The sequence below is a fragment of the Nonomuraea sp. NPDC050790 genome (assembly GCF_044456745.1).
Classification (GTDB): domain Bacteria; phylum Actinomycetota; class Actinomycetes; order Streptosporangiales; family Streptosporangiaceae; genus Nonomuraea.
In genome coordinates, this window is record NZ_JBITGF010000004.1 from 909,533 (window position 1) to 933,344 (window position 23,812).

The 23,812-nt window shown below is 68.7% G+C and carries 23 protein-coding genes; 5 read left to right on the forward strand and 18 right to left on the reverse strand.

Annotation, left to right across the window (positions count from 1 at the left end):
* Nucleotides 1-23: 23 nt before the first annotated feature.
* From ACIBEJ_RS24615 to ACIBEJ_RS24640, 6 genes are all read right to left on the reverse strand, one after another.
* Entirely contained in the window at nt 24-1,187 is a 1,164-nt protein-coding gene (locus ACIBEJ_RS24615; RefSeq protein ID WP_397185133.1) for a hypothetical protein, read from the reverse strand.
* A complete protein-coding gene (locus tag ACIBEJ_RS24620) occupies nt 1,184-1,495 on the reverse strand; it encodes a hypothetical protein (protein WP_397185134.1) in 312 nt (103 codons plus the stop codon). The genes ACIBEJ_RS24615 and ACIBEJ_RS24620 overlap by 4 nt, the downstream gene beginning before the upstream one ends.
* Before the next feature lie 89 nt (nt 1,496-1,584).
* Entirely contained in the window at nt 1,585-2,583 is a 999-nt protein-coding gene (locus ACIBEJ_RS24625) for a lipocalin-like domain-containing protein (RefSeq protein WP_397185135.1), read from the reverse strand.
* Between the two features lie 17 nt (nt 2,584-2,600).
* Nucleotides 2,601-3,923 (reverse strand): MFS transporter, encoded by a 1,323-nt coding sequence (locus ACIBEJ_RS24630; protein ID WP_397185136.1) that lies wholly within the window; start codon nt 3,921-3,923, stop codon nt 2,601-2,603.
* Nucleotides 3,920-4,594 carry a hypothetical protein gene (locus ACIBEJ_RS24635; RefSeq protein WP_397185137.1) on the reverse strand — a complete coding sequence of 225 codons (675 nt, stop codon included), beginning with the start codon at nt 4,592-4,594 and terminating at the stop codon, nt 3,920-3,922. Before ACIBEJ_RS24635 ends, ACIBEJ_RS24630 begins: the two co-directional genes overlap by 4 nt.
* 87 nt (nt 4,595-4,681) lie before the next feature.
* Nucleotides 4,682-5,446: a class I SAM-dependent methyltransferase gene (locus ACIBEJ_RS24640; protein ID WP_397185138.1), complete on the reverse strand. Its 765-nt coding sequence runs from the start codon at nt 5,444-5,446 to the stop codon at nt 4,682-4,684.
* A 178-nt stretch (nt 5,447-5,624) separates the two neighbouring features.
* Here ACIBEJ_RS24640 and ACIBEJ_RS24645 point away from each other — a divergent pair, with 178 nt between their 5' ends.
* The 3 genes from ACIBEJ_RS24645 to ACIBEJ_RS24655 all read left to right on the forward strand — a co-directional run bounded on the left by ACIBEJ_RS24645 (nt 5,625) and on the right by ACIBEJ_RS24655 (nt 8,926).
* Nucleotides 5,625-6,218: a TetR/AcrR family transcriptional regulator gene (locus ACIBEJ_RS24645; RefSeq protein WP_397185139.1), complete on the forward strand. Its 594-nt coding sequence runs from the start codon at nt 5,625-5,627 to the stop codon at nt 6,216-6,218.
* Between the two features lie 199 nt (nt 6,219-6,417).
* A complete protein-coding gene (locus tag ACIBEJ_RS24650; protein WP_397185140.1) occupies nt 6,418-7,632 on the forward strand; it encodes an FxsB family cyclophane-forming radical SAM/SPASM peptide maturase in 1,215 nt (404 codons plus the stop codon).
* A 10-nt stretch (nt 7,633-7,642) separates the two neighbouring features.
* On the forward strand, nt 7,643-8,926 hold the full coding sequence (locus ACIBEJ_RS24655) for an HEXXH motif domain-containing protein (RefSeq protein ID WP_397185141.1): 1,284 nt from the start codon (nt 7,643-7,645) through the stop codon (nt 8,924-8,926).
* Between the two features lie 12 nt (nt 8,927-8,938).
* Here ACIBEJ_RS24655 and fxsT read toward each other — a convergent pair whose 3' ends face one another.
* The gene (gene fxsT, locus ACIBEJ_RS24660; protein ID WP_397185142.1) at nt 8,939-11,473 is read right to left on the reverse strand and encodes an FxSxx-COOH system tetratricopeptide repeat protein; all 2,535 of its coding nucleotides are present in this window, start codon (nt 11,471-11,473) and stop codon (nt 8,939-8,941) included.
* A gap of 162 nt (nt 11,474-11,635) precedes the next feature.
* On the opposite strand from fxsT, the gene ACIBEJ_RS24665 reads away from it, so the two are divergent.
* The gene (locus ACIBEJ_RS24665; RefSeq protein ID WP_397185143.1) at nt 11,636-11,785 is read left to right on the forward strand and encodes a hypothetical protein; all 150 of its coding nucleotides are present in this window, start codon (nt 11,636-11,638) and stop codon (nt 11,783-11,785) included.
* A gap of 76 nt (nt 11,786-11,861) precedes the next feature.
* Here ACIBEJ_RS24665 and ACIBEJ_RS24670 read toward each other — a convergent pair whose 3' ends face one another.
* The 10 genes from ACIBEJ_RS24670 to ACIBEJ_RS24715 form a co-directional block, all read right to left on the reverse strand.
* Entirely contained in the window at nt 11,862-13,052 is a 1,191-nt protein-coding gene (locus ACIBEJ_RS24670; protein WP_397185144.1) for a radical SAM protein, read from the reverse strand.
* A 155-nt stretch (nt 13,053-13,207) separates the two neighbouring features.
* On the reverse strand, nt 13,208-15,859 hold the full coding sequence (locus tag ACIBEJ_RS24675; RefSeq protein WP_397185145.1) for a tetratricopeptide repeat protein: 2,652 nt from the start codon (nt 15,857-15,859) through the stop codon (nt 13,208-13,210).
* A gap of 295 nt (nt 15,860-16,154) precedes the next feature.
* Entirely contained in the window at nt 16,155-16,931 is a 777-nt protein-coding gene (locus ACIBEJ_RS24680) for a universal stress protein (RefSeq protein ID WP_397185146.1), read from the reverse strand.
* Between the two features lie 45 nt (nt 16,932-16,976).
* A complete protein-coding gene (locus ACIBEJ_RS24685; protein ID WP_397185147.1) occupies nt 16,977-17,483 on the reverse strand; it encodes an Ohr family peroxiredoxin in 507 nt (168 codons plus the stop codon).
* Complete coding sequence (locus ACIBEJ_RS24690) at nt 17,474-18,145, reverse strand: hypothetical protein (RefSeq protein WP_397185148.1); 672 nt, start codon at nt 18,143-18,145, stop codon at nt 17,474-17,476. The genes ACIBEJ_RS24685 and ACIBEJ_RS24690 overlap by 10 nt, the downstream gene beginning before the upstream one ends.
* Nucleotides 18,146-18,225: 80 nt before the next feature.
* The gene (locus ACIBEJ_RS24695) at nt 18,226-19,113 is read right to left on the reverse strand and encodes an RNA polymerase sigma-70 factor (RefSeq protein WP_397185149.1); all 888 of its coding nucleotides are present in this window, start codon (nt 19,111-19,113) and stop codon (nt 18,226-18,228) included.
* 550 nt (nt 19,114-19,663) lie between these two features.
* A complete protein-coding gene (locus tag ACIBEJ_RS24700) occupies nt 19,664-20,434 on the reverse strand; it encodes a cytidylate kinase family protein (RefSeq protein ID WP_397185150.1) in 771 nt (256 codons plus the stop codon).
* A complete protein-coding gene (locus ACIBEJ_RS24705) occupies nt 20,427-20,708 on the reverse strand; it encodes a hypothetical protein (protein WP_397185151.1) in 282 nt (93 codons plus the stop codon). The genes ACIBEJ_RS24700 and ACIBEJ_RS24705 overlap by 8 nt, the downstream gene beginning before the upstream one ends.
* A gap of 24 nt (nt 20,709-20,732) precedes the next feature.
* Complete coding sequence (locus tag ACIBEJ_RS24710; RefSeq protein WP_397185152.1) at nt 20,733-21,713, reverse strand: CU044_5270 family protein; 981 nt, start codon at nt 21,711-21,713, stop codon at nt 20,733-20,735.
* Nucleotides 21,706-22,296, reverse strand: coding sequence for an RNA polymerase sigma factor (locus ACIBEJ_RS24715; protein ID WP_397185153.1), 591 nt, complete (start codon nt 22,294-22,296; stop codon nt 21,706-21,708). Before ACIBEJ_RS24715 ends, ACIBEJ_RS24710 begins: the two co-directional genes overlap by 8 nt.
* Before the next feature lie 198 nt (nt 22,297-22,494).
* Here ACIBEJ_RS24715 and ACIBEJ_RS24720 point away from each other — a divergent pair, with 198 nt between their 5' ends.
* Nucleotides 22,495-23,145, forward strand: coding sequence for a DJ-1/PfpI family protein (locus tag ACIBEJ_RS24720; RefSeq protein WP_397185154.1), 651 nt, complete (start codon nt 22,495-22,497; stop codon nt 23,143-23,145).
* Here ACIBEJ_RS24720 and ACIBEJ_RS24725 read toward each other — a convergent pair.
* The gene (locus tag ACIBEJ_RS24725) at nt 23,132-23,767 is read right to left on the reverse strand and encodes a TetR/AcrR family transcriptional regulator (RefSeq protein WP_397185155.1); all 636 of its coding nucleotides are present in this window, start codon (nt 23,765-23,767) and stop codon (nt 23,132-23,134) included. The genes ACIBEJ_RS24720 and ACIBEJ_RS24725 overlap by 14 nt on opposite strands.
* Between the last annotated feature and the right edge of the window lie 45 nt (nt 23,768-23,812).

The following is a 23,812-nucleotide window of genomic DNA, read 5'->3' on the forward strand; positions in this document are numbered from 1 at the left end:
GAGCTGCGCAGACGGGCACCCGCCTAGGCGAGGACGAGCGCGAGCACGAGGGCGATCAGGAGTGCGACGGCGGCGACGGCGAGTTGGTTGCGCTGGATCCGGTAGTGGTTCGCGTTCTTCACGGTCGAGCGTGCCGCGCGCCACACCTCCTGTGAATGGCGTGCCTCAGCCTTGAGCGAACTGGTCTTGGACGAGCGCCGGTCAGCCGCCGAGCCCAGGTAGCTCAGCACCGCCAGTGTCGCGTCGATCCAGGGCCAGCCGCTCGTCCAGCGCTGATTGAAGACCGGACCCAGCCGCTTGCCGGAGGCGATCTTTCCCTGAAGCGCGGTGGCCATGGGCTTGGGAAGTTCGCGTAGGAGCACCGTCTCGTAGGTCTCCGGCGCGAGCACGGCCAGTTCGCCGAGCAGAAGCGCGCCCGATTCAAGTCTGAGGCGGCGGACGCAGGCCGCGACCGGTGCGGCCGCGTTCATGGCGGCCGTCACCCGGGCCGTCTGCTCCACGTCCGACGAGATCAGCTTCTCCAGTAGCTCGGCGGCTTGGGTGGGCACAGAGGGCGAGTTTGCGTAGGGGAACAGCAGCGTTATCAACAGGCGCGCGGCGACATCGTCCGGCAGTTTCAGCACGAACTCGTGGTCAGGCAGGAGCCACACCGCCCGCTGGACGCGGCGTTCCGGTGGCGCGAAATCGAGCCTCGCGATGCGAGCCAGCAGCCAGGCAGCGCCTACGGGATGCGCCTGCGCGAACTCACGGAGCCATAACTTGGCATCGCCTGGATCCCGAGCCAATTGCACGGCCAGCCGTTCGCTCACGGCGTTGCGGTTGGCTGGGGTGAGTTCCCCGATCAGCCTGACCAACGACGCGCCCGGCACCTTGTAGAGAACCTGGACGCACCAATCGACGCCGGACTTCTCGCAGAGCAGATTGGCGAGTTCGCCCGCGCGCTCGTACGAGGACAGGAGATCGGCCTGCCGCTCCTCTTCCAACCTCTGAAATCGGCAATAGGCCTCCTTCAGATTACGGAACCGCAGCCTGCGGAGGTCCTCTTCTGACGTGGGTGCTGCATAGTTGTGGTTGATCAGGTTGTTGTCGCCCACGCCCCAGTGGAACATGAACCCGCGGCCGTGCCTCGCGTCTATCGGCGGATAGTCATCGTCGTCGTCCGGATGCCCGCCGTCGGCTCTTGTCATGACCAGAAGTTGTTGTGCATCACGTTGTTGCCGGATTCGCTGATCTGAACGCCCTGAGCGTGGCGTAGATCGATGCCGCGGCGGATCTGTGGTTCCGGGCCTTCTGGCTCGGGCTTCGCCGGGCCGGCGGGCAGCAGGTAGGGCGCGACAAGAGCGCCCAGGGCCGCCAGGGCGCCGACGACACTGCCCAGGCTGTCGGCCTTTTCGAGCCCGACCGAGGCGAGATGGGAGACGAGTCCGATGACGCCGATCAGGAAGACGATTCTGCCCGCCCAGATCCAGGTCCGGGTCCGCCGTGGCAACGACATGATCGTCCTTTCGATATCGGGGACGAACGCGCCGCATCAGCGTATGACGGCGAATCCCGCGAGTAAATGTCGCGAAATCCTGCGGATACCTAAGGCTGGCGGGCGGACCAGTCGCCGTACAGTTCGACGTAGGCCTTTCCGGTCACCTTTCGCCCGGCGTAGCTGCCGGTGACGGCGGAGTCCGCCTCGTACAGTCCGGAGGGCTGGCCGGGGTAGCGGATGTCCAGTTCCTGGTCGGTGACGAGGGAGCGTACCGTGAGGTCGGCCCGCAGGGCGGGGATCTTCACCTTCCACCGGGTGGGGTAGTTCTGTCCGGTGACGGGGCTGCGCCAGTGTCGTGTGGCGTTCTTCGCGAGGGGGATCATGGGCGCGATCGTCTGGTGTCCGTCGCGGTGCTGGATCGTGGCGTACGCCTGCTCGTCACCGGTGCCGACCAGGTCCCAGACGTTGAGGCGGTCGCCGTTGCCGAGGTGCACGGCCATCCAGCTCCAGCGTTTGATCCTGGACCACTTCCAGGAGCCCCATTGCCGGTCCAGCCAGGATTCGCCGCGTACCGCGTGGGTGGCTCCCTTGACGGTGAGGCGTCCTGTGGTCTCCAGGCGGGGCAGCGAATAGTAGTAGCTCTGGCCTCCGGCGAACGGGATCAGCCCGGTCCCGCCCGGATACAGAGCGGGACCCGAGTGCCGCAGGACGAGTTCGATCCGGCCGTCGGGGAGGGTGGCCTTGAGGGTCATCGCCTCCATCGGGCCGGTCAGGGACGCCTGGGGCGTACGCACGTCGAGTTCGGAGTCGGAGAAGCTCACCTGATCCGGCGGGAAGCGTTCGACCGTGAAGTGGTGTTCGCCGTTCTTCTCGTCGGTGATGGCCGCGTGCACCTCCGGTCCGGCGCTCGACCGGTTGATGGTGACCTCGTAGCCGAAGCGCCGATCGCCCGCCTGGACGTGCCCGACCACATACCACCACTCGATCGGCCACGACGGATGGTTGGCCTGGTCGGCGGGCAACGTAACGAACTTCGGAAACCCGCGGTCCGCCGAGGCCGGACTCACCGGTCCGGCGATCAGGCAGAGCGCTACCAAGATGCGCATGGTCATTTCCCTTCCTTTCAGGTACGCGTCCACAAGAAGGCGGCCACGGCCGTGGCCAGGAGCAAGGCGGCCACCGTGTACAGGGCGGTGGGCATGGCATGGACCAGGTCCTTGCCGGTCTGCAGGATCGCGCCGACGACGCTCGCGCCGAGCACGGTGCCGACCTGCCGCAGGGTGCTCACGACCCCGGACGCCGCGCCGGTGAGCTCCGGCGGGACCTTCCGCATGGCCAGGGCGTTGGCGGGCGCGAACACCGCGCCGGCGCCCACCCCGCACAGAAGCATCCCGGGCAGGAGCGCGACAGCGTCCGTACGCCCGTCGCTGAACAGCGCCAGCAGGACGAAACCCGCCGCGAAGACGGACAGCCCGACCCCGAAGATCAGCCGCGGGGGCACCCGGTCGGCGAGCCTGCCCGCGAGCGGCGAGATGACCAGGGTCGCCAGCGACGGCGGCGCCAGCATCAGCCCCGCCTGCGTGGGTGTGAGCCCGAGCACCGACTGCAGGTAGAGGGTGTAGGTGATCAGCAGTCCGACCGTGGCGAAGAGCGCCGCCATGAGCACGGCGTTCATCAGCGCGAAGTTGCGGTCGCGGAAGAGCCGGAAGGGCAGCAGGGGTGTACGGGCTTGCGCCGAATGCTGGTGGGCCAGGAAGGCGCCGAGCAGCAGACCGCCGAGAACGGTCAGATGGGGCTCACCTCCCACAAGCGCGAACACCAGCACGAACAGCCCCGCCGACGACAGCAGCACCCCGACCGGATCGAGCGCCACCCTGGTGGCGGCGCCCCCGTGCGGGAGGACGAAGCGGGCGGCCACGAAGGCGAGCACCCCGAGCGGCAGGTTGATGAGGAACACCGCCCGCCAGGTCAGCACGTCGACCAGCACACCGCCCACGGCGGGACCGGCGATCGTGGCCAGCCCCGCGACGCCGCTCCAGACGCCGAAGGCCGTACCGCGCCGGTCGGGCGGGAACGTGGTCACGATGATCGACAATGTCTGCGGCATCAACAGCGCGGCTCCGGCCCCCTGCAGCACGCGTACCGCGATGAGCTGTGCGGGATCCTGCGCCAGGCCGCACAGACCCGAGGCGACGGTGAAGACCGCCAGACCGGCCAGGAACACCGCACGGTGCCCATGACGGTCGCCCAGCCTCCCGAAGGTCAGCAGCAGTACGGCGAAGGCCAGCGTGTAGCCGTTGAGCACCCATAACGCCTGGTCCAGCGAGGCGCCGAGACCGGTCCTCAGGTCGGGGATCGCGATGTTGACGATGGTGGTGTCCAGCATCGTCATGAAGAAGGCCAGGCAGACGGTCGCGAGTACGGCCCCTCTCGTCGCGGTGCTCACGTGACGGCGGGCCGCGGCAGGCGGATCAGCACGACGCCGTAGACGACGAGCCAGGCCGCCCAGAGCAGCCAGCCGACGAGCCCGAGGAGGCCGACACGCTGCGGGTCGTCGATCACCAGCGGGCTGAGCGTGGCCGAGCCGAACTGGAGTGCGGCGGCGAGGTAGCCCATCCAGGCATGCCAGCGGGGGATCGCCCCGGCGGCCCGGCCCGCGGCGGACAGGCCGACCAGGGCGATCGCCAGGAAGGTGCCGTTGAAGAAGAACAGCCCCTCGTTCAGGGTCCAGAGCGCGGAGACGGCCTGCTGGTGTTCGGGCGCGGTCGAGGAGAGGGCGAGCCGGGTGGCCAGGACGCCGGTGAACGTGAGGTTCTGCATCAGGATTCCGGCCAGCCCGACCAGGGACCAGGCCCTGCCGTACTCGGAGGCCGACCGCCACAGGGCCATGAGCGCGCCCGCGCCGAACACGGTCGCCGCGGCCCAGGTGAGGGGGGCCATCGCGGAGGTGAGGCCGATGAGCTGTTTCTGGCTGGAGAAGAACGCGCTGACCTGGGCGAGGTCGGCACCGGGAAGGGGGATGCCCGCGGGGGCCAGGAAGGCGTTGCCGGACAGGATCAGGGCGGCGAACCCGAGACCGGCCACACCCGCCGTCAAGGGGTAGATTTTACGCTCCATATATTCAATATAGCGAGCGGAAACTGGATATGGGTGCCGTCCGAGTGATGACGTTGCGGCCCTTGGTTCATCGAATCCGAAGGGCGATCACCTCTGACCCGCCGGTGACGCGGTGACCGCCATCGTGGTGCACTCCAGGGTGAACCCGCCGCCGATGGCGTCGATGGCCCTCCCGACGTCCGCCAGCACCTCGGCCAGTTGGTCCGGTGGGAGCTGGGTGAGCGTTCCGGTGGTGGGCAGCAGGTCGAGCCATTCGCCGCGGCTGTAGTGCCGATCCCAGTCGAACCGCCACAGCTCCGGCTCGCCGAACCCGGCCGTCTTCCTGATGCCGTCGGCGAACATGGCGAACATCGTCTGGTAGAGCTCCCGCGCCGGTCTCGGCGGTCCCGCGCTGAGCGGCGAGCCCGGCGCCACCCTCCGGAAGGCGCTGACGTACGCCTCCGCGACCGTGGCCGGCGGGTCGTACGCATGCGCGAACACCGCCAGCAGCCCGCCCGGCCGCAGCACTCGCACCGCCTTGGCCGGGCCCGCGACCGGGTCCACCCAGTGCCAGGACTGCCCGGCGACGACCGCGTCGAAGGTCCGGCCGCCCGCGTCCCACTCCTCGAACGTCGCGATCTCAACCTCGACTCCGGTACGGCGGGCGTACTCGGCCATCCGCGCGTCCGGCTCGACACCCAGCACGGTGCACCCGGCCGCCATGAACTGGCGGGCTTCTATCCCGGTGCCACAGCCGACGTCGACGAGATCGGGACCGGGGCTGGCCGAGACAACGCGTCGTACCAGTGCGTCGGGATAGCCGGGCCGCGCCCGGTCGTAGCGTTCGGCGTCACCCCCGAAGGACTGGGCCATCTGCCGGGCCTTGTGGGGTTCGTTCCGCGGAGGCTCTGAAGCTATAGTGGGCATGCGCCCACCATAATGGGCACACGCCCACTCCACAACGGAGCGACGGTTCGCGCTGAGCGAAGTCGTGTGAAATAGCGTGAATCAGCGTGAAATCGTGTGAAATCGCGTGAAGGAGGAACGGCCGATGCCGACCGGAGTGGCCCTTCGGGACGTGCGCCAGCAGTTGTTCGACGCCGCCGAGCGCGTCCTGCTCCGTGCCGGCGCGAACGGCCTGACCAGCCGCGCGGTCACCGAGGAGGCAGGCGTGGCCAAAGGCGTCCTGCACCGGCACTTCGAGGACTTCGACGCCTTCCTCGCCGACCTCGTCCAGTCCCGCATCGCCCGACTGGAGTCCCAGGACCTCCGCAGCTCAGCCGGAACCGGCGACATAGCCCACAACCTGACCAGGGCGCTCGCCGACCTGTTCGACCCGGTCGCCGTGTCGATCGTCGGTCTCGTCATCTTCCGCGACGAACTACGCACCCGCCTACGCCGAACCCGGCCCGGCCCCGGTATCCCGGTCCTGACGGACGCCGCGTCCATGCTCGCCGCGTACCTGATGGAGGAGTGCGAACTGGGCCGCATCGCGGCGGACGCCGACGTGGACGCACTGGCACTGTCCCTGATCGGCGCCGGACACATGCTGTTCGCAGGCCGCGAGGTTCCCCCGCCGGAGCAGGAGGTGGCCAAGGTCGTAACCGCCGTCATCGCCGACGCCGTCCAAAGACGCCTGCTCTGAGGCGAGGGCGCAGGGCGTTGTTCGACTCACGCTGTACGTGTTGGTGCTTCGCATGTCCGGCCATCCGATAGGCGTGGCTTGGATGGCGGGGCCAAAGAGGACATGTCGGTCGGTATGGTAAAATGCGCCCCTTCACGGCCGTGCCACCCTCGGTTATCGTTAATCACTCGATGGTTTCGTGGGTGCGGGGTGTTCCATATTGGCTGCTCAGAAGGAAGATCCGGGGCGAGAGTGGCCAGCCACTCTCAACATCGTTGAAATGCTTGAAAGCGGGTGGCAGCCCCGCCCTTTCCAGCAATTTCTTCTCAAAGTGCACAGCCGGTGCAATCTCGCGTGCGATTACTGCTACGTCTATACCCTCGCCGACCAGAGTTGGCGCTCACGGCCGAAGATCATGGATTCCAATCTGATCATCACCGCCGCTGGGCGCATCGTCGAGCACGCCACCAGGCATGGCCTGAGTTCTGTCCGGCTGATACTTCACGGTGGCGAGCCTCTGCTGGCCGGGCCTGCCTTTCTCCGGAAGGTCGTGGAGACGGTACGCGCCGAGGCGGGCCAGAAACTGCGGGTCGATGTATCCGTGCAGACGAACGCGGTCCTCCTTGACGAGGACACCCTCCTCTGTTTCCGCGACCTGGATGTGCAGGTGGGAGTGAGCCTCGACGGTGGTCGCCGGGCCAACGACCGCAATCGGCGCTTCTCCAATGGCCGTAGCAGCTTCGCCGCCGTCTCCGACGCGCTCTTCCTGCTGCTGAGTCCACCGTTCCAGCATCTGTACGGTGGGCTGCTATGCACCATAGATCTGGCCAACGAACCGGTGGAAACCTATGAGGCGTTGATGGAATTCCAGCCGCCGGTGCTGGATTTTCTTCTTCCGCACGGCACCTGGGGATCGCCGCCGCCGGGTCGTCCTCCGGACCCGAGGAAAACGCTCTATGCCGACTGGTTGATACCGGTATTCGACCATTGGTACGGACGCAGTGGGGAAACGGTCGTGCGCCTCTTTCAGGAGATCATCAATCTGCTGTTGGGCGGTACCTCGGCGACCGAGGCCGTGGGCCTGACACCGTCCACGTTGGTGGTGATCGAGACCGATGGCACGATCGAGCAGACCGACTCGCTGAAGACGGTGGCGCATGGCGCCCCGGCCACCGGGCTGAACATCGTCGACCATGCTTTCGACACCGCACTGCGGCACCCCGGCATGGTCGCCAGGCAACTGGGGTGGGAGGCGCTGAGCGACACCTGCAAGCAGTGCCCCTTCGGCAGGGTGTGCGGGGCCGGCCTCTATCCGCACCGTTATCGGCCGGGCACCGGGTTTCTCAATCCGTCCGTCTACTGCTCCGACCTCTACCGGCTGATCGGCCACATCCGGTCCCGCCTCGTGGAGGACCTCCGTCGTGCCTCTTCATGAAGGGATCTCCATGCGCCTACGCCCGCACCGGCTGCCCGACGACGTGATGGCCCGGCTCGCCGCCGGTGGTGGCGGAGCGGAGGCCGCACGCCATCTCGCCGTGGCGGAGCGGAGCAAGCACCGGCTGCTCGTCCTGGGTGTGGTGCAGATGGCCGTTAACGCTGGGCACGTGCACTCCACGGCCACGGATCGTGCCTTCGACCTGCTCGCCGAGATCGAGAAGAAGCGGCCGGAAGCCGTTCGCGACACGCTCGACTACCCGGCGGTCGGAGCCTGGGCAGGGCACACTGTGGTTGCTCTCCCGAGCGGCGAGTCGTGCAGTCCGGCGCAACTCGGAGCTGTCGCGGCCGTCGCAGCGATCAAAGCGGGCCTACCGTGCACGACCAAGGTGCCGGTGCTGGACGGCGTCATCACGCTGCCGTCGCTCGGTCAGCTCGTTCTCCCCACCGGGTCGGTTGCCGGAGACCTTATCGACCTGCGCGTTCGTGGCGACGGGGTCGTGGAGGCCGCTGGTGTGCGGGTTCGCGTCGGCACGGAGGAACATCCCGGCTGGCGTCCGCTCCGCCGGCTTGCCACGGCTGACGCGAGCCTCACCCTCATGGTGGACGATCTCGATCCTTTCCGGTGGACCAGCGAGACCGTGATCGAGGGAAGGCTGTCCGTGACGGAGCTGGGGCAATGGCGCAGTTGCCTGGACGCGGCCTGGCGGATGCTGAGGGAACATCACTGGTCGATCGCGGACGAAATCCTGGCGATCGTCCCCGTGCTGACACCTATCCAGCGCCCACGGCAGGGTATGAACAGCGCCTCGGCAGCCGACAGGTTCGGCGCGATCGCCCTGTCCACGCCCCTTGACGGGCGGTGGCTGGCCTCGACTTTCGCCCATGAGATCCAGCACGTCAAACTTGGCGCGACCATGGACGTCGTGCGGTTGGTGGAGCCGGACGACAGCCGATACTACGCGCCGTGGCGGCCCGACCCGCGTCCCCTTTCCGGCCTGCTCCAGGGCGCGTACGCCTATCTCGGCGTGGCCGGCTTCTGGCGGCGGCAACGGGCGCATGAGACGGATCTGCGGCCGCACATCGAGTTCGCCCACTGGCGGGAATCCACGTTCGCGGTGACCAGCACGTTGCTGGACAGCGGCCGGCTCAGCCCGGAGGGCGAGCGATTCGTCTGCGGGATGCGGCGAACCCTGTCGGCATGGCAGGACGAGCCGGCGCCCCCCGCCGCCCTGGACGCCGCCAGGCAGGAGGCGCAGGCGCACCTCGAAGAGTGGCTGGCGCGCAACGGTTGATCCCGCGCGTCGTCACAGGCTGAACGGCTCGAAGTCCACGTTGAACCGCTCGCCCCGCGCGGCGTGGAGCCGTTCCGGATGATTCGGCCTGAACCGCTCGTACTGGGCCATGGTGATGTCGTAGAGTTCCTGGCCTTCCTCGACCTGGTTGCAGGCGCGCAAATCGATGGAGAGGTTGACGGCGGCCGACAACGTGAGTGCATGGTCGGACCCGTAGGCCGCGCGAAGCTGTTCCAGTGTCTGCTGCCCACGATCACGCGCCGCGAAAGGCTCTCCCAACGCGGCCAGGTCGCTGGCAAGGTTGAACGCGCTGGTCGAGGTGTAGCCGTGCTCGGGGCCGACCACGTCCAGCAGGCCGTGGTACGCCTGCTCGTCCAGTTCCTTGGCCCGCTGGGCGTCGCCGCGCAGGCGATAGAGGAGCGCGAGGTTGATGACGCAGCCATAGGTGAAGGGATGGTGCTCGCCCAGCGTGTGTCGGTAGCGCGGCAGAGCAGCCTGGGCCAGCGTCATCGCGTCCTCCCGCTGCCCGGTGTGACGCAGAATGTTGCTCAGGGCGACCATCGACGCCAGCGTCTCAGGATCGTTGGGCCCAAGGAGCTTTTCCAGGCGGGCGTGGGTGTCCTGGATGAGCACTAGAGCTCCTTCGAGATCGCCCCTGCGTCTGAGGGCGATGGACAGGTCTCTGGCGGTCATCAGCGTGAGCGGGTGCTCGATCTGGAGTTCCCTGATGCCATGGGCGTACGCCTCTTCGCCGACGTCGCAGGCCATCTCGTAGTCGCCACGCATGCGCACGACCCGGGCGAGCCCGTTCCACGCCAACTGCACCTCCATCTTGCTCACGCCCTCCCGGGCGCTGCTCTGCTCGAGGAATGCGAGCTTCTGCAGTTCCAAGGCCGCGTCGTACTGGGTGAGCAGGACGCGGTCCAGCGCGAGGTTGTTGATCACCCGCAGGGTGGCAGGGTGAAACGGCCCGCGCACCTTCTCGTGTGCGTCCAAGGAGGCCGTGTCCTGGACCAAGGCGTCGTGGAAGCGGCCCTGGGCGCGCAGATTCGCGGCGTACATGAGCGACATGCGCAGCGTCTCCTCATCCTCAGGGCCGAGTTCTTCCCGCATGAGGGTCAGCGTCTCCTCGTTGAGGCCGCGTGACTGCTCGTAGTCTCCCGTCCGCCACAAGAGGCTGCCCAGTTGCCTGCGCAGCCGCAGCAGGTTGCGACTTGGCGGGCCAGGGACGCGGGTCCAGTTGGCGAGCAACTCCTCCGCGAACGTCTTCGCGGAGGAGTAGTTGGCCGCGCCGTTCAGGTAGCGGACGATGTCGACGGCGAACCGCTGCACCACGTCGTCGTCACACTCGATGAGGCCGGATGGGCGGACGTGGGGGAGGAGGTTGGCGAACTCGCTCCAGTTGGCGATGTTCTCGGGGTCGGTCGGCGCGCCGCTGGCCAGCAACCGGTGCACCTCGTGCCGGTAGTCAGTGCGTTCCCCCATGTTGAGCGAATCTCGCAGGAGCGCCTGGACGAGCCGATGGACCTGAACGGTGCCCGCCTCCTGCTCGATCTTCACCAGGGCGAACCTGCTCAACATGGCCAGCGCTTGGTTGAGCACGAGAGGGTTGGCCAGGATCGGCCCCACCCGCCGGACACCGCTCTTGTTGCCGCGCCGGAAGATGACCCGGGGGATGGGATCGGGTCCGAAGAAGGCCAGGCAGCGCAGCACCTCGGCGGCCTCCGGCAGCGCGTTCTCGACCTCGTGGACCGAAAGCTGCCACGCCGCTGTCATCGGGTGCGGATACTCGGTGGCCTTGCCCATCCCGAGCAGTTCCCGAGCCTGCTGGTCGAGTTGCTCCACATATTCGTCGGTCGTCATGCCGGTCATGGTCTGGAGGGCAGCGGCCTGTTCGAGCGCGAGGGGCAGGTCACCCAGCGCGTTCGCCATATGCTCGGCCTCCTGCTGGGGAATGTCTCGCTCAAGGCGCCTGCGCAGGAAGGCGACGCTCTCCGCTGTCGAAAAGACGTCGACGGACACCGTGTTCGCCACGCCGCTCCACCTGCTGTTCCTGGAGGTGATGAGCACATGTCCTGGACCACCGTGCGGGATGAAGTCCTTGCTGTCCTCCGGTTCGTCCGCGTTGTCGAAGATCAGCAGCCATCTTTCGATGGGGTCGCCACGCTGGAGCGCCTCGCGGACCGATCCGGCCGCCTCCTCGATGCCGGTGCTACCCACCGAGGGCAGCTTGAGCTCGTCCGTGAGGGCGGCCAGCGCGCTGGGGACGAGCATCGGCTGATCGGCGGGCACCCACCAGACGAGGTCATAGTGATCGCGGTATCTCCACGCGTACTCGATGGCGAGTTGCGTCTTGCCCACTCCGCCGAGTCCCTGAAGCGCCTGGGGGAGAGGAACGACCGCGGTAGCGGACGCGGACGTGAGGCTTTTCCGTAGCTCTTCGAGCAGTATTTCCCGCCCGGTGAAATGCCGATTTCGGCCGGGGATCTTCTTTCCCCAGATTGGCGGCATGCGGGGCGTCGGTTGACTGTCGTACTGCCGGGTCATGAACTCACCGCCTTTGTCGTACCGATTATCGGCTCATGTGGTCGATCCTGGCTATCCGATCCCGCGGATGATTGGGCCAGGAACGTCCGTTTTCATGGTTTGCTCCTGACTGTCTCGTGGGAGACCTCATTCGAGGGTGTGAGATCGGGTGGGAGGAGAGAGATGGCCGACGAGGACGACACGGGGCTCATCGACGTCAGCGATAGGGACCTCGCAGATCTGAAACAACTCGACAACCCGGCTCTCCTTCGGGCGATGCGGCACATTGCCAAGTCGAGCGGCACGGTGGCCGGCTTCCAGTCCGCGGTCTGATCCGGCACTTCGGCGCGGTCCGGGCATGCAGCCGGGGCCGCGTCGGTTGACGGCGAGCGTGCGGAGCCGGTCCACCTCAACGGGACAGGTGCCGCAGATCCTGAACGAACCGCTGCCGGATGTGGCCGATCAGGCGATAGAGGTCGTCACAGTAAACCGACGGGTTGCGAAAGCCCGTGCCGGATCGGTAACGGTGCGCGTAGACGCCGCCTCCGCACACCCGGTGGAATCGGCAGGCCTTGCAGGTGTCGCTCAGCGCCTCCCAGCCCATCTGTCTGCTCACCATGCCGGGATGCCATTGTGCCTCGTCGAAGGCATGATCCACGATGTTCAGACTCTCGATGGCGTCGTGCCGGACCAATCTGAGCGAGTCCGTCTGCTCGATCGTCCCGTCCGTCTCGATGATCGCGAGCGTCGAGGGCGCGAGCCCCACGGCCTCGCTCACGGAGGCTCCTCCCTGGAACAGGTGCCCGATCTCCTCGAAGAGGCGGATGCGTGTTTCCTTTCTGGCTCCGTGCCAGCGGTCGAACACCGCGATGAGCCAGTCTCCGTACGGCGTCTGTGTACGATCCGCAGGACGGCCCGGCGGCGGCGATTCCCAGGTGCCGTACGGTACGACGAAATCGATCATCGGCGGTTGGAAGCGCAGGAGAATCTCGTACGTCTCGACCGGATCGTTGTCCAGATCGACCGCGCACAGCATCCCTCCGTGCAGATGCCGGTAGTGAGGGTTGCTCAGGCGGGTGAGAGCCGTCGCCACCGCGTCGAAGCTGCCGGCGTCGGCATGCGCCCGCCAGCCGGTGTCCAGGCACACCTTGGCCTTCACATTGAGATCCTGCAGCGTCCGCAGAGCGTCGTCGTCCAGCAACGCACCGTTGACCTGCGCCGTCACGTCCACATGAGTGCCGAAGCCGACCTCGGCGCGCATGATTTCCACGGCGTCGCTCAGGTACGCGTCCTCGGCGAACAACGGATCACCACCGTGCAGGGTGAGCTGCACGGATCCGATCTCATGCTTCCTGGTGTGTTCGGCGATGCGTCTGGCCGCCACCGCGACGAGGTCGACCGGCATGACCTTCGGCCGACGCCGGGTGTTCTCGTCCGGGACCGCGTGGACGGTGCAGACGTCGCAGGCGAGATTGCAGCGGCTCTGCGTTTTCAGGAGGAATTGGTGGAGGGCATGCGGGCGCCAACCGGCCTCCCTCATCTGGTCCACCGGAAGGGTGGCGGGCCACTCTCGCGGCGGATCTTGGTTCTCGTAGGCCACCTGCACACCCCACACTGCCACGGGGGGATCACATGCCCTCTGATGTTAATGTAGTCGCGCCGTAGAGAAGAAAGCGGTCATCAGCCCTCGTCAACCGTGTGAAAGCGGAGTGGCAGGTCAATCAATAATCAGCGTGACATTTCTTCGGTATCCGCTCACAGATTCTTGAGATCGATCTGTGCATGGTACAGGTTTTCCGCCGTTCGCTCTGTGTGGGGGTGCTCGGTACCCAAAATCCGTTTTTGTGCATCCAGAACCCGCTCATAGCATGCCAGCGCCGCATGGTATTCGCCGATTTTGTGCAGGGTGCTGCCCAACTCGTACTCGGTCAGAAGTGTGTCCGGATGCTCGGACCCGAGCATTCTCGTACGATCCGCGAGTACGGCGCGCAGGAGTTCCTCCGCCTCCTTGAGGCTTCCTCGGGCTTCCAGCACGAGACCGACATGGTGCCGGGTCAGCAGGGTCTGCGGATGGTCGATGCCGAGCACACGCTCCTGATCGGCCAGCACCCACTCGAAGTACACGGCGGCCTCGTTGAACTCGCCGCGGTCGTACAATGCCAGCGCGAGCGCGTGCCGGGTCCGCAGGACCAGCGGGTGATCGTTTTGGAGCAGTCGCTTCCGATCGTCCAGAAGTCGGCGGTAGGAGGCTTCCGCTTCACGGACGTTGCCCTGTCTGCGCAGCGTGTCGGCGAGATCGTGATCTGTGCTGAGGATGTCGGGATGCTTGCGCTTCAGCATTCGCCGCTGGTCCTCCAGCACCTCCCGCATCTCCACCTCAGCCTCGTGGAACCTGCCGCGATCGGACAGGAGCCGGGCACGATCACGCCTGGTCCGCATCGTCTGCAGATGATCCTTTCCGAGGATCCTCTCCTGCTCCACCAGAACCCGTCGGTAGATGGCCTCCGCCTCGTCGAACAGACCGCGGTCGCTCAGAATGCCGCCGAGACTCCGCCGGGTCAGCAGGGTCTGCGGATCGTCGGAGCCCAGCACTCGCTCCCTGTCGGCCAGGACCAGCCGGTAGGACTCCTCTGCCTGGGAGAAGTGCCCCTGCTTCTGCAACGTGCCCGCGAGGTCATGGCGCGTGCTCAGAGTATCCGGGTGATCGCGCCCGAGCACCCGCTCCCGATCGGCCAGGACACCCATGAGCTCCGTCTCCGCGCGCTTGGAGTCGCCGTGCTTGTCCAGCAGCATGGCGAGGCTGTGCCGGAGCCGGAGCAGAGTCGGGTCCCGCCGGTTCAGGGCCGAGGTCGCGGCCTTCGCCAGGTCGCCTAGATGCGTCGCGCTCTGATAGGAGCCGCGCTCGCCCACCACGTCGATGATGGCCGCGGTGGCGTCCGCCACCTCGCGCATCTGTCTGCGCCACGGGTGCGCCGGACGGCGCCCGCCCTCCAGCAGCGCGCTCAGATGCGCCTCGAGCAGCATCCCCACCGGCCAGTTGCGCGGCTCGTACGGGTCCAGCGTCTGGCCGGCGGCGTGGAGCGACCGGAGGGCGATCGACCAGGACCGGCGTTGCAGCCGGTTCCGCAAGAGAGGCATGCCGAGGTTCGGGTACGCCCACGCCGCCCGCAGCGTCTGCGCCACGAGGGGATGCAGGCGGAGCCCCGCGACGTCGCCATCCACGGTCTTGTCCGTCAGCCCCACCCGGGTGAGGGCTTCCAGCGCGACGCTCACCCGATCCGACGTCATGCCGATGAGGGAGCCCAGCGTGCCCGTGTCGAGCACGAGGCTGGGAATGGTCTGGGCGTCGGCCAACTGGGCCAGAACGAGCGCCATCCGGGAGGCGCCCCGCACTTTCTGGTCCCTGACCATACGCAACGACAGTTGCCAGGTGCGGCTGACGATCAGGCGGTCCGGGGAGTGCTTCGCCACCTCCGGCGAGCCAGGACGCAGGTCGAGGACTCCCACCGTGTCCAGTCTCAGCGCCTTGCGGTAGTCGGCGAAGCCCTCGTACGTGCCGTGCGGCCAGGAGATCAGGGTGCCGGCGAGATGGAGCGCCAGCGGCAGGCAGCACAGGTCCTTGGCCAGCTCGACCGCGTGCTCGGGGTCCGGCGCGTCGCCCGCCAGATCACGGAGCACGAGCGCGGCGGCCTGCTCGTCGAGCCGCTTGAGATCGTGCACCCTGCACAGGGGACCCCACGTCTCCGCGTCGCGGTCGCGGGAGGTCACGATGGTCACGCACATCTCGTTCGCACGCACCCAGCCGTTGCCGTCCGCCAGCTCTGAGCCCTGCGTGGCCAGGACGGCCCGTGGATCGTCGGCGTTGTCCAGGATCAGCGCGTATCCGCCGGTCTTCCCGGTCCGGCGTACGGCTCGCCAGAACAGATCGGCGGCGTTGCGCCGCCCGGCGAGCGCTTCGTGAACGTCCCTGGGTGGCACGCCGAGATCGTCCTGTGCCGCCTGGAGCAACAGGGTCTCCACCTGGCTGCGGCTCGTCGCCTCGACCCACCACACCACCCGCTCTCGCCGCAGCTCCTTGGCCAGCTTCAGGGCCACGGTGGTCTTGCCCAGGCCGCCCATGCCGCTGAGCACCTGCACCGGCGAGTCCGGCCGGTCAGCCGCGGCCAGCACTTCGGCCAGCAGGCTCTCCCGGCCGCGCACGACCGCCGGCAGCCGCCCGACCGGGACTTCCACGGACATCGCCGCCTGGTCAGGGGTGTCGGCGCCGCTGCGCGAGGGCAGTTCGGAATCGAGTTCTCCTGTCATGAACCCGCGCCGCTTCCGACCTCGTTCTCGCCACAGCGCCACGACCGGCGGAATCGCGAGTAGAGCAGCGATCACACCTGCGATCGTTGCCAGGAGCTCCATAACATCACGCTAGGGGGACATTCAGTAAAGGGTGCGCGTTCCTCTACACAGAGGACCTTGCAACCAAATCCTCACCCTATCGACACAAGTCGAAGGCGGGGCGCGGCCACGAGCCCCTCCTGGTCAGTCGCGAGGAGCGCCGGTCCAGTCGATCCGTCTCAGCGTGTGCGTGAAGAGAGCGGGGAGGACGCCGATGGCGATCCCGCGCTCCGAACACGCCCATGACCCGAACGGTGGGAGGCGCGTGCTCGCGCCGCAACGCGCCTCAAATGCCCCTCGTCCGGCGTCGATCGGGTCAGGGGCCTACCACGATCAGTGGGCACAGGGCGGTGTGGAGCAACTGTCTGCTGACCGAGCCGAGCAGCATCCCCGCCGCCGCCCCATACCCGTGGGAGCCGACGACCAGCAACCCCGCGTCCCTGGAAGCCTCCTGGAGGACCTTGGCGGGCGCGCCGCTCTCGACCCGTTCCACCACCTCCACCTCCGGGTGCCGCGCGCGGTGCGGGGTCAGGGTGTCTGAGGGCGCCTCCTCCACCCCAGCATGTACGGCAAGCAGCCGCGCCCTCCGCAACGCCGCCTCGGCGAAGGCGAAGTCCAGGACGCGAGCCGGAGTGTCCTCGGCGACGCCCACCACGATGTCGCTCGACGACACCGGCGCGAAGTTCCGCACCACCGCGACGGGGCAGGGGGCGTGACCGGCGACGCCGTACTTGACGGCGCCGGACAGCAGCCCGCGGAACGCGCCCTCGTGGTGGTCGCCGATGACCAGCAGCTCCGCCTCGGCCGCGACACCCAGCAGCGCGGGCCGAGGGTCGCCGGACAGGTAGCGCTTCTCGATGGGGAGGTCCGAGCGCACCTGCCTGGCGCGCTGCACGGCGGCGTCGGCCACCTGGGCGGCGCTGTCGCGCATCCAGGCGGCGACGTCGGCGTACCGGCCGCCGTCGGTCTCGTTCGCCCAGCGCTGCATCGCGTGCGCCACGGTCAGGGGCACGCCGCGCAGCACCGCTTCCTCGGCCGCCCAACCGGCCGCCTCCAGTCCGGCCTGCGAGCCGTCGACACCAACAATGATCATGAGTCCTCCAGGTTCGCGGATGTGGGGGAGTCGCCTGAGCCGGGGTCAGGAGGCGATGGTGATGCTGGCCGGGATGCCCTGGCGGGTCATCTTCGCGTAGGGGCACAACGCGGTCGCCCGCTCCAGCAGCGGGGCGGCCCTCTGGATGTCCACTCCGGGCCAGTTCACGACCAGGTCGGCGCGCAACTGGTAACCGCCGTCCGAGGGGTCGCGGCCGAACGCCACCGCCGCCTCGACCGACAGCTCCTCGGGATCCAGGAGATGCCGCCGGGCCAGCAGGCTGAGCGCCCCGTGGAAACACGCGGCGTACCCGGCGGCGAAGAGCTGCTCGGGATTGGGGCCCAGGTTGTCGCCGCCCATCTCCTCGGGGATGCGCAGTTCCATGGAGAAGGCGCCGTCGTCGGAACGGGCCACGCCGGAAGCACGCCCGTGGGAGGCGCTGCCGCCGGTCACGGTCACCTTCGTGCTGTAGAGCGGCTTGAACTCCGAGCCGCTGTAGTCGTGGTCCGTGGACAGCATGGAGTCGTTCACGAATATGCCTTTCAGTGCCATCGCCGGAGCTTGTCGGGGTTGAGGACGATCCACACGGCCGTGACCTCGGATCCGGCCACGCTCACGCTGACCACCGCCACGGCCCTGCCCGCCCGCCGGAGCACCAGGCCCGTGCGTCCGTTGACCGAGCCGAGCGTCACCTCCGTGCCGGGCTGGCCGATCAGCAGCGCCGCCACGAAGCGGGCGACCGCGTCCGCGCCGTGGATCGGGCGTACGGCGGCGCGTACCTTGCCACCGCCGTCACTCACCACGATCGCGTCGGGAGCCAGGACCCCCCGCAGCTCCGCGGTGTCCCCGGCCGCGCAGGCTCCGGCGAACCGCCGGGCGACCCGGTCATGCCGGGCGAGCAACTCCGGGCCGGGGGCGGCCTGGCCCACCGCCCGGTGGGTGACCGGGTCCGGCGGGCGTCCCGGGGTGGTGGGCACGTGATCCGGATCGGTCAGCATGGCCAGGCAGATGCTCCCCGCCGTGCGCGTCAGCCAGGCCCGGGGGACCGCGATCCCGGCGCGCGCGGCGTCGTCGAGGGAGTACCACCGGCGGTAGGTCTCCTGGACGACGTGGTCGGCCGCGAGGTTCGAGCCGAACATCCACAGGGCGATCTCGAGCAGATGCTGCCGCTCGTCGAGCATCTCCGCCAACGATTCGGCGCCCGCCTCGGCCATGGTCTGCCGCCTCCTTCAATGCTGACAGGTAGAAGCTGGCAGATATGACCGGACAGCACGGCTCGTTGTGACAACCGCGGCTAAATTCGGCTGCGGGATCTTTCGAACGCCTCGATCTTGACCGGGTTGACGATCCACATGAGGTGGTGGATCCCGTCTCGCGAGGCTTCGACGGTGAGCATCGTGACGCCGCTCCGGCCGCGCGGCACCAGCAGGCCGGCCAGGCCGTTCATCTCGACCCAGGAGACGTCGGCGCCCGGCCAGAAGCGCGGCGCGAACGCCGCCATGAACCTCGCCACGCGGTTGACCCCCACCAGCGGGAAGCGCGCCGCGCCCCTGAGCCCGCCGCCGTCGGAGGAGCTGACGACGTCGGCCGCGAACAGGCCCTCCAGCGCGCCGATGTTCCCCGTCTGGGCGGCGTCGAAGAACGCCTGGAGCAGCCGGCGGTGCTCGGCCTTGTCGATGGGCTCGCGCCGTACACCCGTCAGGTGCCTGCGGGCGCGGCTCACGATCTGCCGCACGTTGACGGCGCTGAGCTGGAGGATCTCCGCGATCTGCGCGTAGGGGTAGGCGAACGCCTCGCGCAGCACGTACGCGGCCCGCTCGGTCGGGTTCAGCCGTTCGAGCAGCAGCAGGAAGGCCAGCTCGATCGCGTCCCGGCGCTCGGCGCCCACACTGGGGTCGAGGCTGGTGTCCACGGGCTCCGGCAGCCACGGCCCGACATACGACTCACGCCTGGCCCTCGCGGACTGGGCGACGTTGATGGACAGCCGGGTGGTGACCAGGGCCAGGAAGGCGGGCGGGTTCTCGATGACGGCCCGATCGGTGTCCTGCCAGCGCAGCCAGGCTTCCTGCACGATGTCCTCGGCCTCCGCCACGCTGCCGAGCATCCGGTACGCGATGCCGAACAGCCGCGGGCGCAACTCCACGAACGCGGACGCCGCCTCCTCCAGAGACTGCGTGTGCATGTCCATTCCCAACGTCATCGGTTCACCCGCCGGCTCGATCGGTTCGTCAGCTTCATGCGTTGTCGGGGTCGCGTTCTCGGCTGATCCATTACGAGCTATGACAAGACAGCCCGCGTCGTTGTGACAGCCGCCGCGACATCGCCGGGACGAGATGCGAGAAGATGGATCATGTCCCGGCTCATCGACACGACGCATGACACGATCACGGTCGATCGGGCACGGTTCCTGCTCGCCGGGTGGCTGGGCGCCGGGCACGAAAATCCGCCCGGCTGGCCGTCGTGGGACGAGACGGCCGCGCGGGCCGGCCGTACCGACTGGTTCGCCGTGACGGCGAACCGCGGGGTGATCACGAGCGCGTACGGCTGGCACACGGCACAGGCCACGCTCGAACTGTGGGACGAGCGGCCACCCGACGACGGCCACCGGTGGGACCGGAGCCGGACCGCCCGGTTCCCCTGCAGCTCAGGGCTCGCCTACCTGGACGGGATCTACGGACGCGGCCCCGACGTCCCCATGCTGGACCTGCGGGGGGAGGGGCGGGAGTGGCTGGTCAGAGCGTCCTGCCGCGGCGGGACCGACCCGGCCTGCCCGGAGGACGCTCCGCCACTGGGCCTGGAGGAGTGGCGCTTCCGGTTCTGGCCGGCTGGACGGGCGATCGGACCTCCCAGCCGGGCCGTTCGAGTTGATCGTTGTACACGATGATGTCGGCGTGGTCAGCCGGACGGGCTGTGGCGAAGTAGAGCCGCTGGGAGGGGATGTACCGCTCGCGCCAGGACCGTTCGATCTCGGCGGTGGACACGGGCGACGCTCTGCCGCGGTCCAGGGCGCGACCTACCGTCCGCTCGAAGGGGACGGACACGAAGACGCGCAGGTCCCACCGGTCGAGGAGCTCTGGGCGCAGGAGGAAGACGCCGTCGAAGAGCAGAACTGCGCCCGCGGGGACATCCCTGTCGCAGGCCATGTACCGGACCCTTCGGTCACCGCCCGGACCCAGCGGATCGAGCAGGACCCGGCACAGCGCGGCACGGTCGTGGGCGTCGAAGTAGCAGCCTTCGGCGGAGTACCGGCCCCGCCGGTAGCGCTGCGCGAGGGGGACGAGGAAGTCGTCGATGCTCGCCCGGATGATGTCGCGGCCCTGCGCGCGCAGGACGACGGCGAGTTCGTCGGCCAGCGTGGTCTTGCCTGCGGCCGGCGGCCCGTCGATGGCGACCCGCACCGGGTGCGGGGTCGTCACGGACCCGATCGCCTCGGTCAGCCGGCTGATGAGCTCGGCGCGGGTGCCCCGGCCTACCCGGTGATCAACCTGGGCGTCGTCAGGCATGATCGTCGCTCGGCGCCGATACCCGGGTACGCGCCTCCACGACCTGGCGCAGGATGCGCTCCGCGCCGCAGGACAGGGCGGTGGCGTGCGCCTCGTCGTCCGGCGCCAGCGCGTCGTCACGGCGGCCCGCGGCATGCGCGGCGACGCCCAGGTGCGGGAGAGCCTCGGACTGACCGGTTACCTCGCCGAGCCGCTGGTACGGCTCCTCGGCGTCACCGGCGTAGACAGCACGCCCGTAAAGGTTCCTGGCCCGCTCGATACCCAGCCATGCCATGGACGACACCGTACCCTCCGGTGGTCAGCCGCGCTGGCCGGGGCGGTCGACGATCGTCGAGGCCAGCAGGGCGGTGGCCCACACCGCGCCCTTACGGACTACGGGCTCCCGCAGGTCGGGGTGCCACTCGTCCTTGAGCCAGACCGTTCGCCTGCCCAGGAAGCGGTAGGTGGCGGGGTCCAGGATCTCGTACTGGCGGTAGGGGGCCGTACCGCCGGGACGGTCACGCCAGACGCCCAGCCCGCTGCGACCGGCGGCATCGGTCAGGCCCTGCTCGATCCGGACGCCCGGAATGAGGGCCAGGGCGCGGAACATGGCGGCCTCCAGCCGCGGTGGCATGGAGCCGTACCGGCTCAGGTAGAGCATGATCACACGGTAGGCCCGGTCGTCGTCGGGTTCGACGGTCCTGGGCACCCCCTCCTCGTGCGCTCCCCTGATCCAGTGGCGGTCGCCCGTGATCTTGGCCAGCAGCTTCTCCGGGTTGGTCGGCAGTTCGCGGAGCTTGGCGTCGTACCGCATCGGCGACAGGTCGTCGTCGTTCGCGTCCAGGGGGTTTTCCTCGGGGCTGACGCGCAGTTCGCCGTTCTCGTCGAAGAAGGCGGCCTGCATGCCGTCATACCGGTTCCACTGCTCGCGGGTCTTGATCGTGTCCGAGATCGGCTGCTTGTCCAGGGTCTTGGTGTAGTGCCACTGCGTGGGCAGCGGCACCGTGGGGCTCTTGCGGCCGTTCGCCACCTCGGCCGCGCGGGCCAGCACCACGCCGGAGTCGAGGCGGACGACGGCCGGGCTCGCCGCCGGCTCCCGCGTGAGGGACTGCGGCCAAAAGGCCGGTACGGCGACCGCGGCGGCGGCCCCCAACGCCCCGATCACGAGCAGCCGACGCACCGGTGCCCGCCTGCCTTCCCGCATCCGCGCCAGCAGCCGCCGCCGCTCCGGACCGACCCACTCGGCGCCGGGTTCGGGCACCTCGGCACGCCACTCGCGCAACGATCCCAGCTCATCCATCCGAGGACTCCTTTCGCGCCAGGGCGGGGACGGTTTCGCCGAGCGCCTGGCGTGTTCTGATCCGCGCCCGGTTCAGGCGGGATCTGACGGTGCCGAGGGGAATGTCCAGCGCGCGGGCCACGTCCTGATAGGACATGTCGGCCCAGGCCACGAGTAACAACACCTCCCGGTCTCCGGATGACAGCTTCATCAGCGCCGTCGCCAGTCCCGCCTGCTCGGCGGCGACCCGGTCGTCGACGCGCTCGGCGTACGGCTCGGCGATCTCGTCGACGCCGCTGCGGACGAGCGCCCGGTAGAACCGGACCTCGACCCGCCGGTGCCGGCTGACGAGGCGGGCGGCGATGCCGTACAGCCAGGGCCGCGCGTCAGGGTGGCGCAGGTCGTAACGAGCGCGACGCCGGAAGGCGGCCAGAAACGTGTCCGAGACGATGTCGTCGGCCAGGGCGGGACCCAGGCGCCTGGCGACATAGCGTCGCAACGCGGGCGCATGCCTGGTGAACAGGTCGGCGAAGGCCTCCGGATCGCGTTCCGAGCGTCGTATCAGCTCGGCGTCGTCGGCCCGGCCGGATTCGTCGGCTACCACATGCTGCTCCCGTCCCTGCACAGTGATTCGTCAGCTTTCGCCCGGTCAGGGAGCGCGGGTTCGCGGATTGGAGTGTGATCTGCGTCACTGGGTGACGTGCACGCTTTTCCGGGAATCCGTGCACGTCGTGCGCGCTGGGCCGGCAGCCGGGGTAATCATGGCGAGCGTGATGTTTTTCCCGCTTCCGAAGGAAATCTGATGCACGTGGCGATCGTGCTATACCCCCGCTTCACCGCGTTGCATGTGGTCGGGCCCTACACGATGTTGTCCTACGCGCCCGGTTGCGAGGTCACCCTCGTGGCCGCGCGGCCGGGGCCCGTTCTGGACGAGCGTGGCGGGCTGAGTCTCACCGCGACGGCCGCCTTCTCCGAGGCGGGCCGGCCGGACGTGGTCCTCGTGCCCGGCGGGCCCGGCATCGTGCACACCCTGGCCGACGACGTCCTGATCGACTGGATCGGCCAGACCCACCGGCACGCCGCCTGGACGGCCTCGGTCGGCACCGGCGCGTTCCTGCTGGGCGCGGCCGGGCTGCTCACCGGGCGGCGGGCCACCACCCACTGGAACCATCTCGGCCGGCTCGCGAGCCTCGGCGCCAAGCCGGTCGAGGACGGCGTGGTCACCGACGGGCGGATCATGACCGCGTCCGGGGCCGGTGCCGCCATGGACATGGCCCTGGCCCTGCTCACGTCCCTGACCTCGGACGCCACCGCCCAGGCGGTGAGAATCGCCCTGGGGTACGGCTCCCGCCCGCCGTACCCGCAGGACCTGCTCGACCACGCCCGCGGGCTGGTCACCTACGGCGACCTGGACGGCTGGCCGACCGCGGACCCGGAGGTCACAGGAGGGTGAGCAGCCTGGTGAGGGTGACCTCCGCCCACGACTGCCAGGCGGCGTGGCTCCACCCGCGGTCGGAGACCAGCAGCGTGTAGGTCTCGGGGGAGAGGATCGTCAGCGCGATGTCGGCGGCGGTCTCCGGGGTCATCTCGTCCCGCAGCGGGGTCTTGCCCGCCAGAGCGCGGGCGAACGTCCGCTGGACCGTCAGGCGTTGCCGCAGGTTGGTGGCCCAGAGCTCGCCCAGTTCCGGGTCGGTGGGCGCCGCGCTGCGTACCGCGTCGAGCAGGGGCGCGGCGCGCAGGTAGATGTCGCCCGCCCCGGCGGCCTGGCGGCGGAGCTGGCCTCGCGGGTCGGGGTCGGCGATCGTGTCGCGGGCCCAGGGACGTTCCAGGGTGGCGATCGGCTGGTCGTCACCGGCGATGGCCTGGTCGAGCGCGACGGCCAGGATGGCCTTCTTGGTGCCGAAGGCGTAGTAGACGGTCTGCTCGCTCACCCCGGCCGCCGCGGCGATGGCGCCGATGCTGGTGAGGGTGTAGCCGGTCGTGGTGAACAGCCCCGCCGCCGCGGCGACGATCCGCGCCCTGGTCGCCTGGGCCCGTGCGGTACGGCCGTCCACCTTCTGTGATCTTTCTCCCACCGGCTTGACTGTAGCAGCACTACAAAAACATTCTTGTAGTCGCAC

What these genes read in the sequence shown, in the direction of transcription:
- ACIBEJ_RS24700 (WP_397185150.1), bottom strand. Translation starts at nt 20,434, where the DNA reads ATGCCTGACGACGCCCAGGTTGATCACCGGGTAGGCCGGGGCACCCGC.
- ACIBEJ_RS24615 (WP_397185133.1), bottom strand. Translation starts at nt 1,187, where the DNA reads ATGACAAGAGCCGACGGCGGGCATCCGGACGACGACGATGACTATCCG.
- ACIBEJ_RS24625 (WP_397185135.1), bottom strand. Translation starts at nt 2,583, where the DNA reads ATGCGCATCTTGGTAGCGCTCTGCCTGATCGCCGGACCGGTGAGTCCG.
- ACIBEJ_RS24675 (WP_397185145.1), bottom strand. Translation starts at nt 15,859, where the DNA reads ATGGAGCTCCTGGCAACGATCGCAGGTGTGATCGCTGCTCTACTCGCG.
- ACIBEJ_RS24680 (WP_397185146.1), bottom strand. Translation starts at nt 16,931, where the DNA reads ATGATCATTGTTGGTGTCGACGGCTCGCAGGCCGGACTGGAGGCGGCC.
- ACIBEJ_RS24710 (WP_397185152.1), bottom strand. Translation starts at nt 21,713, where the DNA reads ATGGATGAGCTGGGATCGTTGCGCGAGTGGCGTGCCGAGGTGCCCGAA.
- ACIBEJ_RS24665 (WP_397185143.1), top strand. Translation starts at nt 11,636, where the DNA reads ATGGCCGACGAGGACGACACGGGGCTCATCGACGTCAGCGATAGGGAC.
- ACIBEJ_RS24645 (WP_397185139.1), top strand. Translation starts at nt 5,625, where the DNA reads ATGCCGACCGGAGTGGCCCTTCGGGACGTGCGCCAGCAGTTGTTCGAC.
- ACIBEJ_RS24620 (WP_397185134.1), bottom strand. Translation starts at nt 1,495, where the DNA reads ATGTCGTTGCCACGGCGGACCCGGACCTGGATCTGGGCGGGCAGAATC.
- ACIBEJ_RS24685 (WP_397185147.1), bottom strand. Translation starts at nt 17,483, where the DNA reads ATGGCACTGAAAGGCATATTCGTGAACGACTCCATGCTGTCCACGGAC.
- ACIBEJ_RS24720 (WP_397185154.1), top strand. Translation starts at nt 22,495, where the DNA reads ATGCACGTGGCGATCGTGCTATACCCCCGCTTCACCGCGTTGCATGTG.
- fxsT (WP_397185142.1), bottom strand. Translation starts at nt 11,473, where the DNA reads ATGACCCGGCAGTACGACAGTCAACCGACGCCCCGCATGCCGCCAATC.
- ACIBEJ_RS24655 (WP_397185141.1), top strand. Translation starts at nt 7,643, where the DNA reads ATGCGCCTACGCCCGCACCGGCTGCCCGACGACGTGATGGCCCGGCTC.
- ACIBEJ_RS24705 (WP_397185151.1), bottom strand. Translation starts at nt 20,708, where the DNA reads ATGGCATGGCTGGGTATCGAGCGGGCCAGGAACCTTTACGGGCGTGCT.
- ACIBEJ_RS24695 (WP_397185149.1), bottom strand. Translation starts at nt 19,113, where the DNA reads ATGCACACGCAGTCTCTGGAGGAGGCGGCGTCCGCGTTCGTGGAGTTG.
- ACIBEJ_RS24635 (WP_397185137.1), bottom strand. Translation starts at nt 4,594, where the DNA reads ATGGAGCGTAAAATCTACCCCTTGACGGCGGGTGTGGCCGGTCTCGGG.
- ACIBEJ_RS24640 (WP_397185138.1), bottom strand. Translation starts at nt 5,446, where the DNA reads ATGGCCCAGTCCTTCGGGGGTGACGCCGAACGCTACGACCGGGCGCGG.
- ACIBEJ_RS24690 (WP_397185148.1), bottom strand. Translation starts at nt 18,145, where the DNA reads ATGGCCGAGGCGGGCGCCGAATCGTTGGCGGAGATGCTCGACGAGCGG.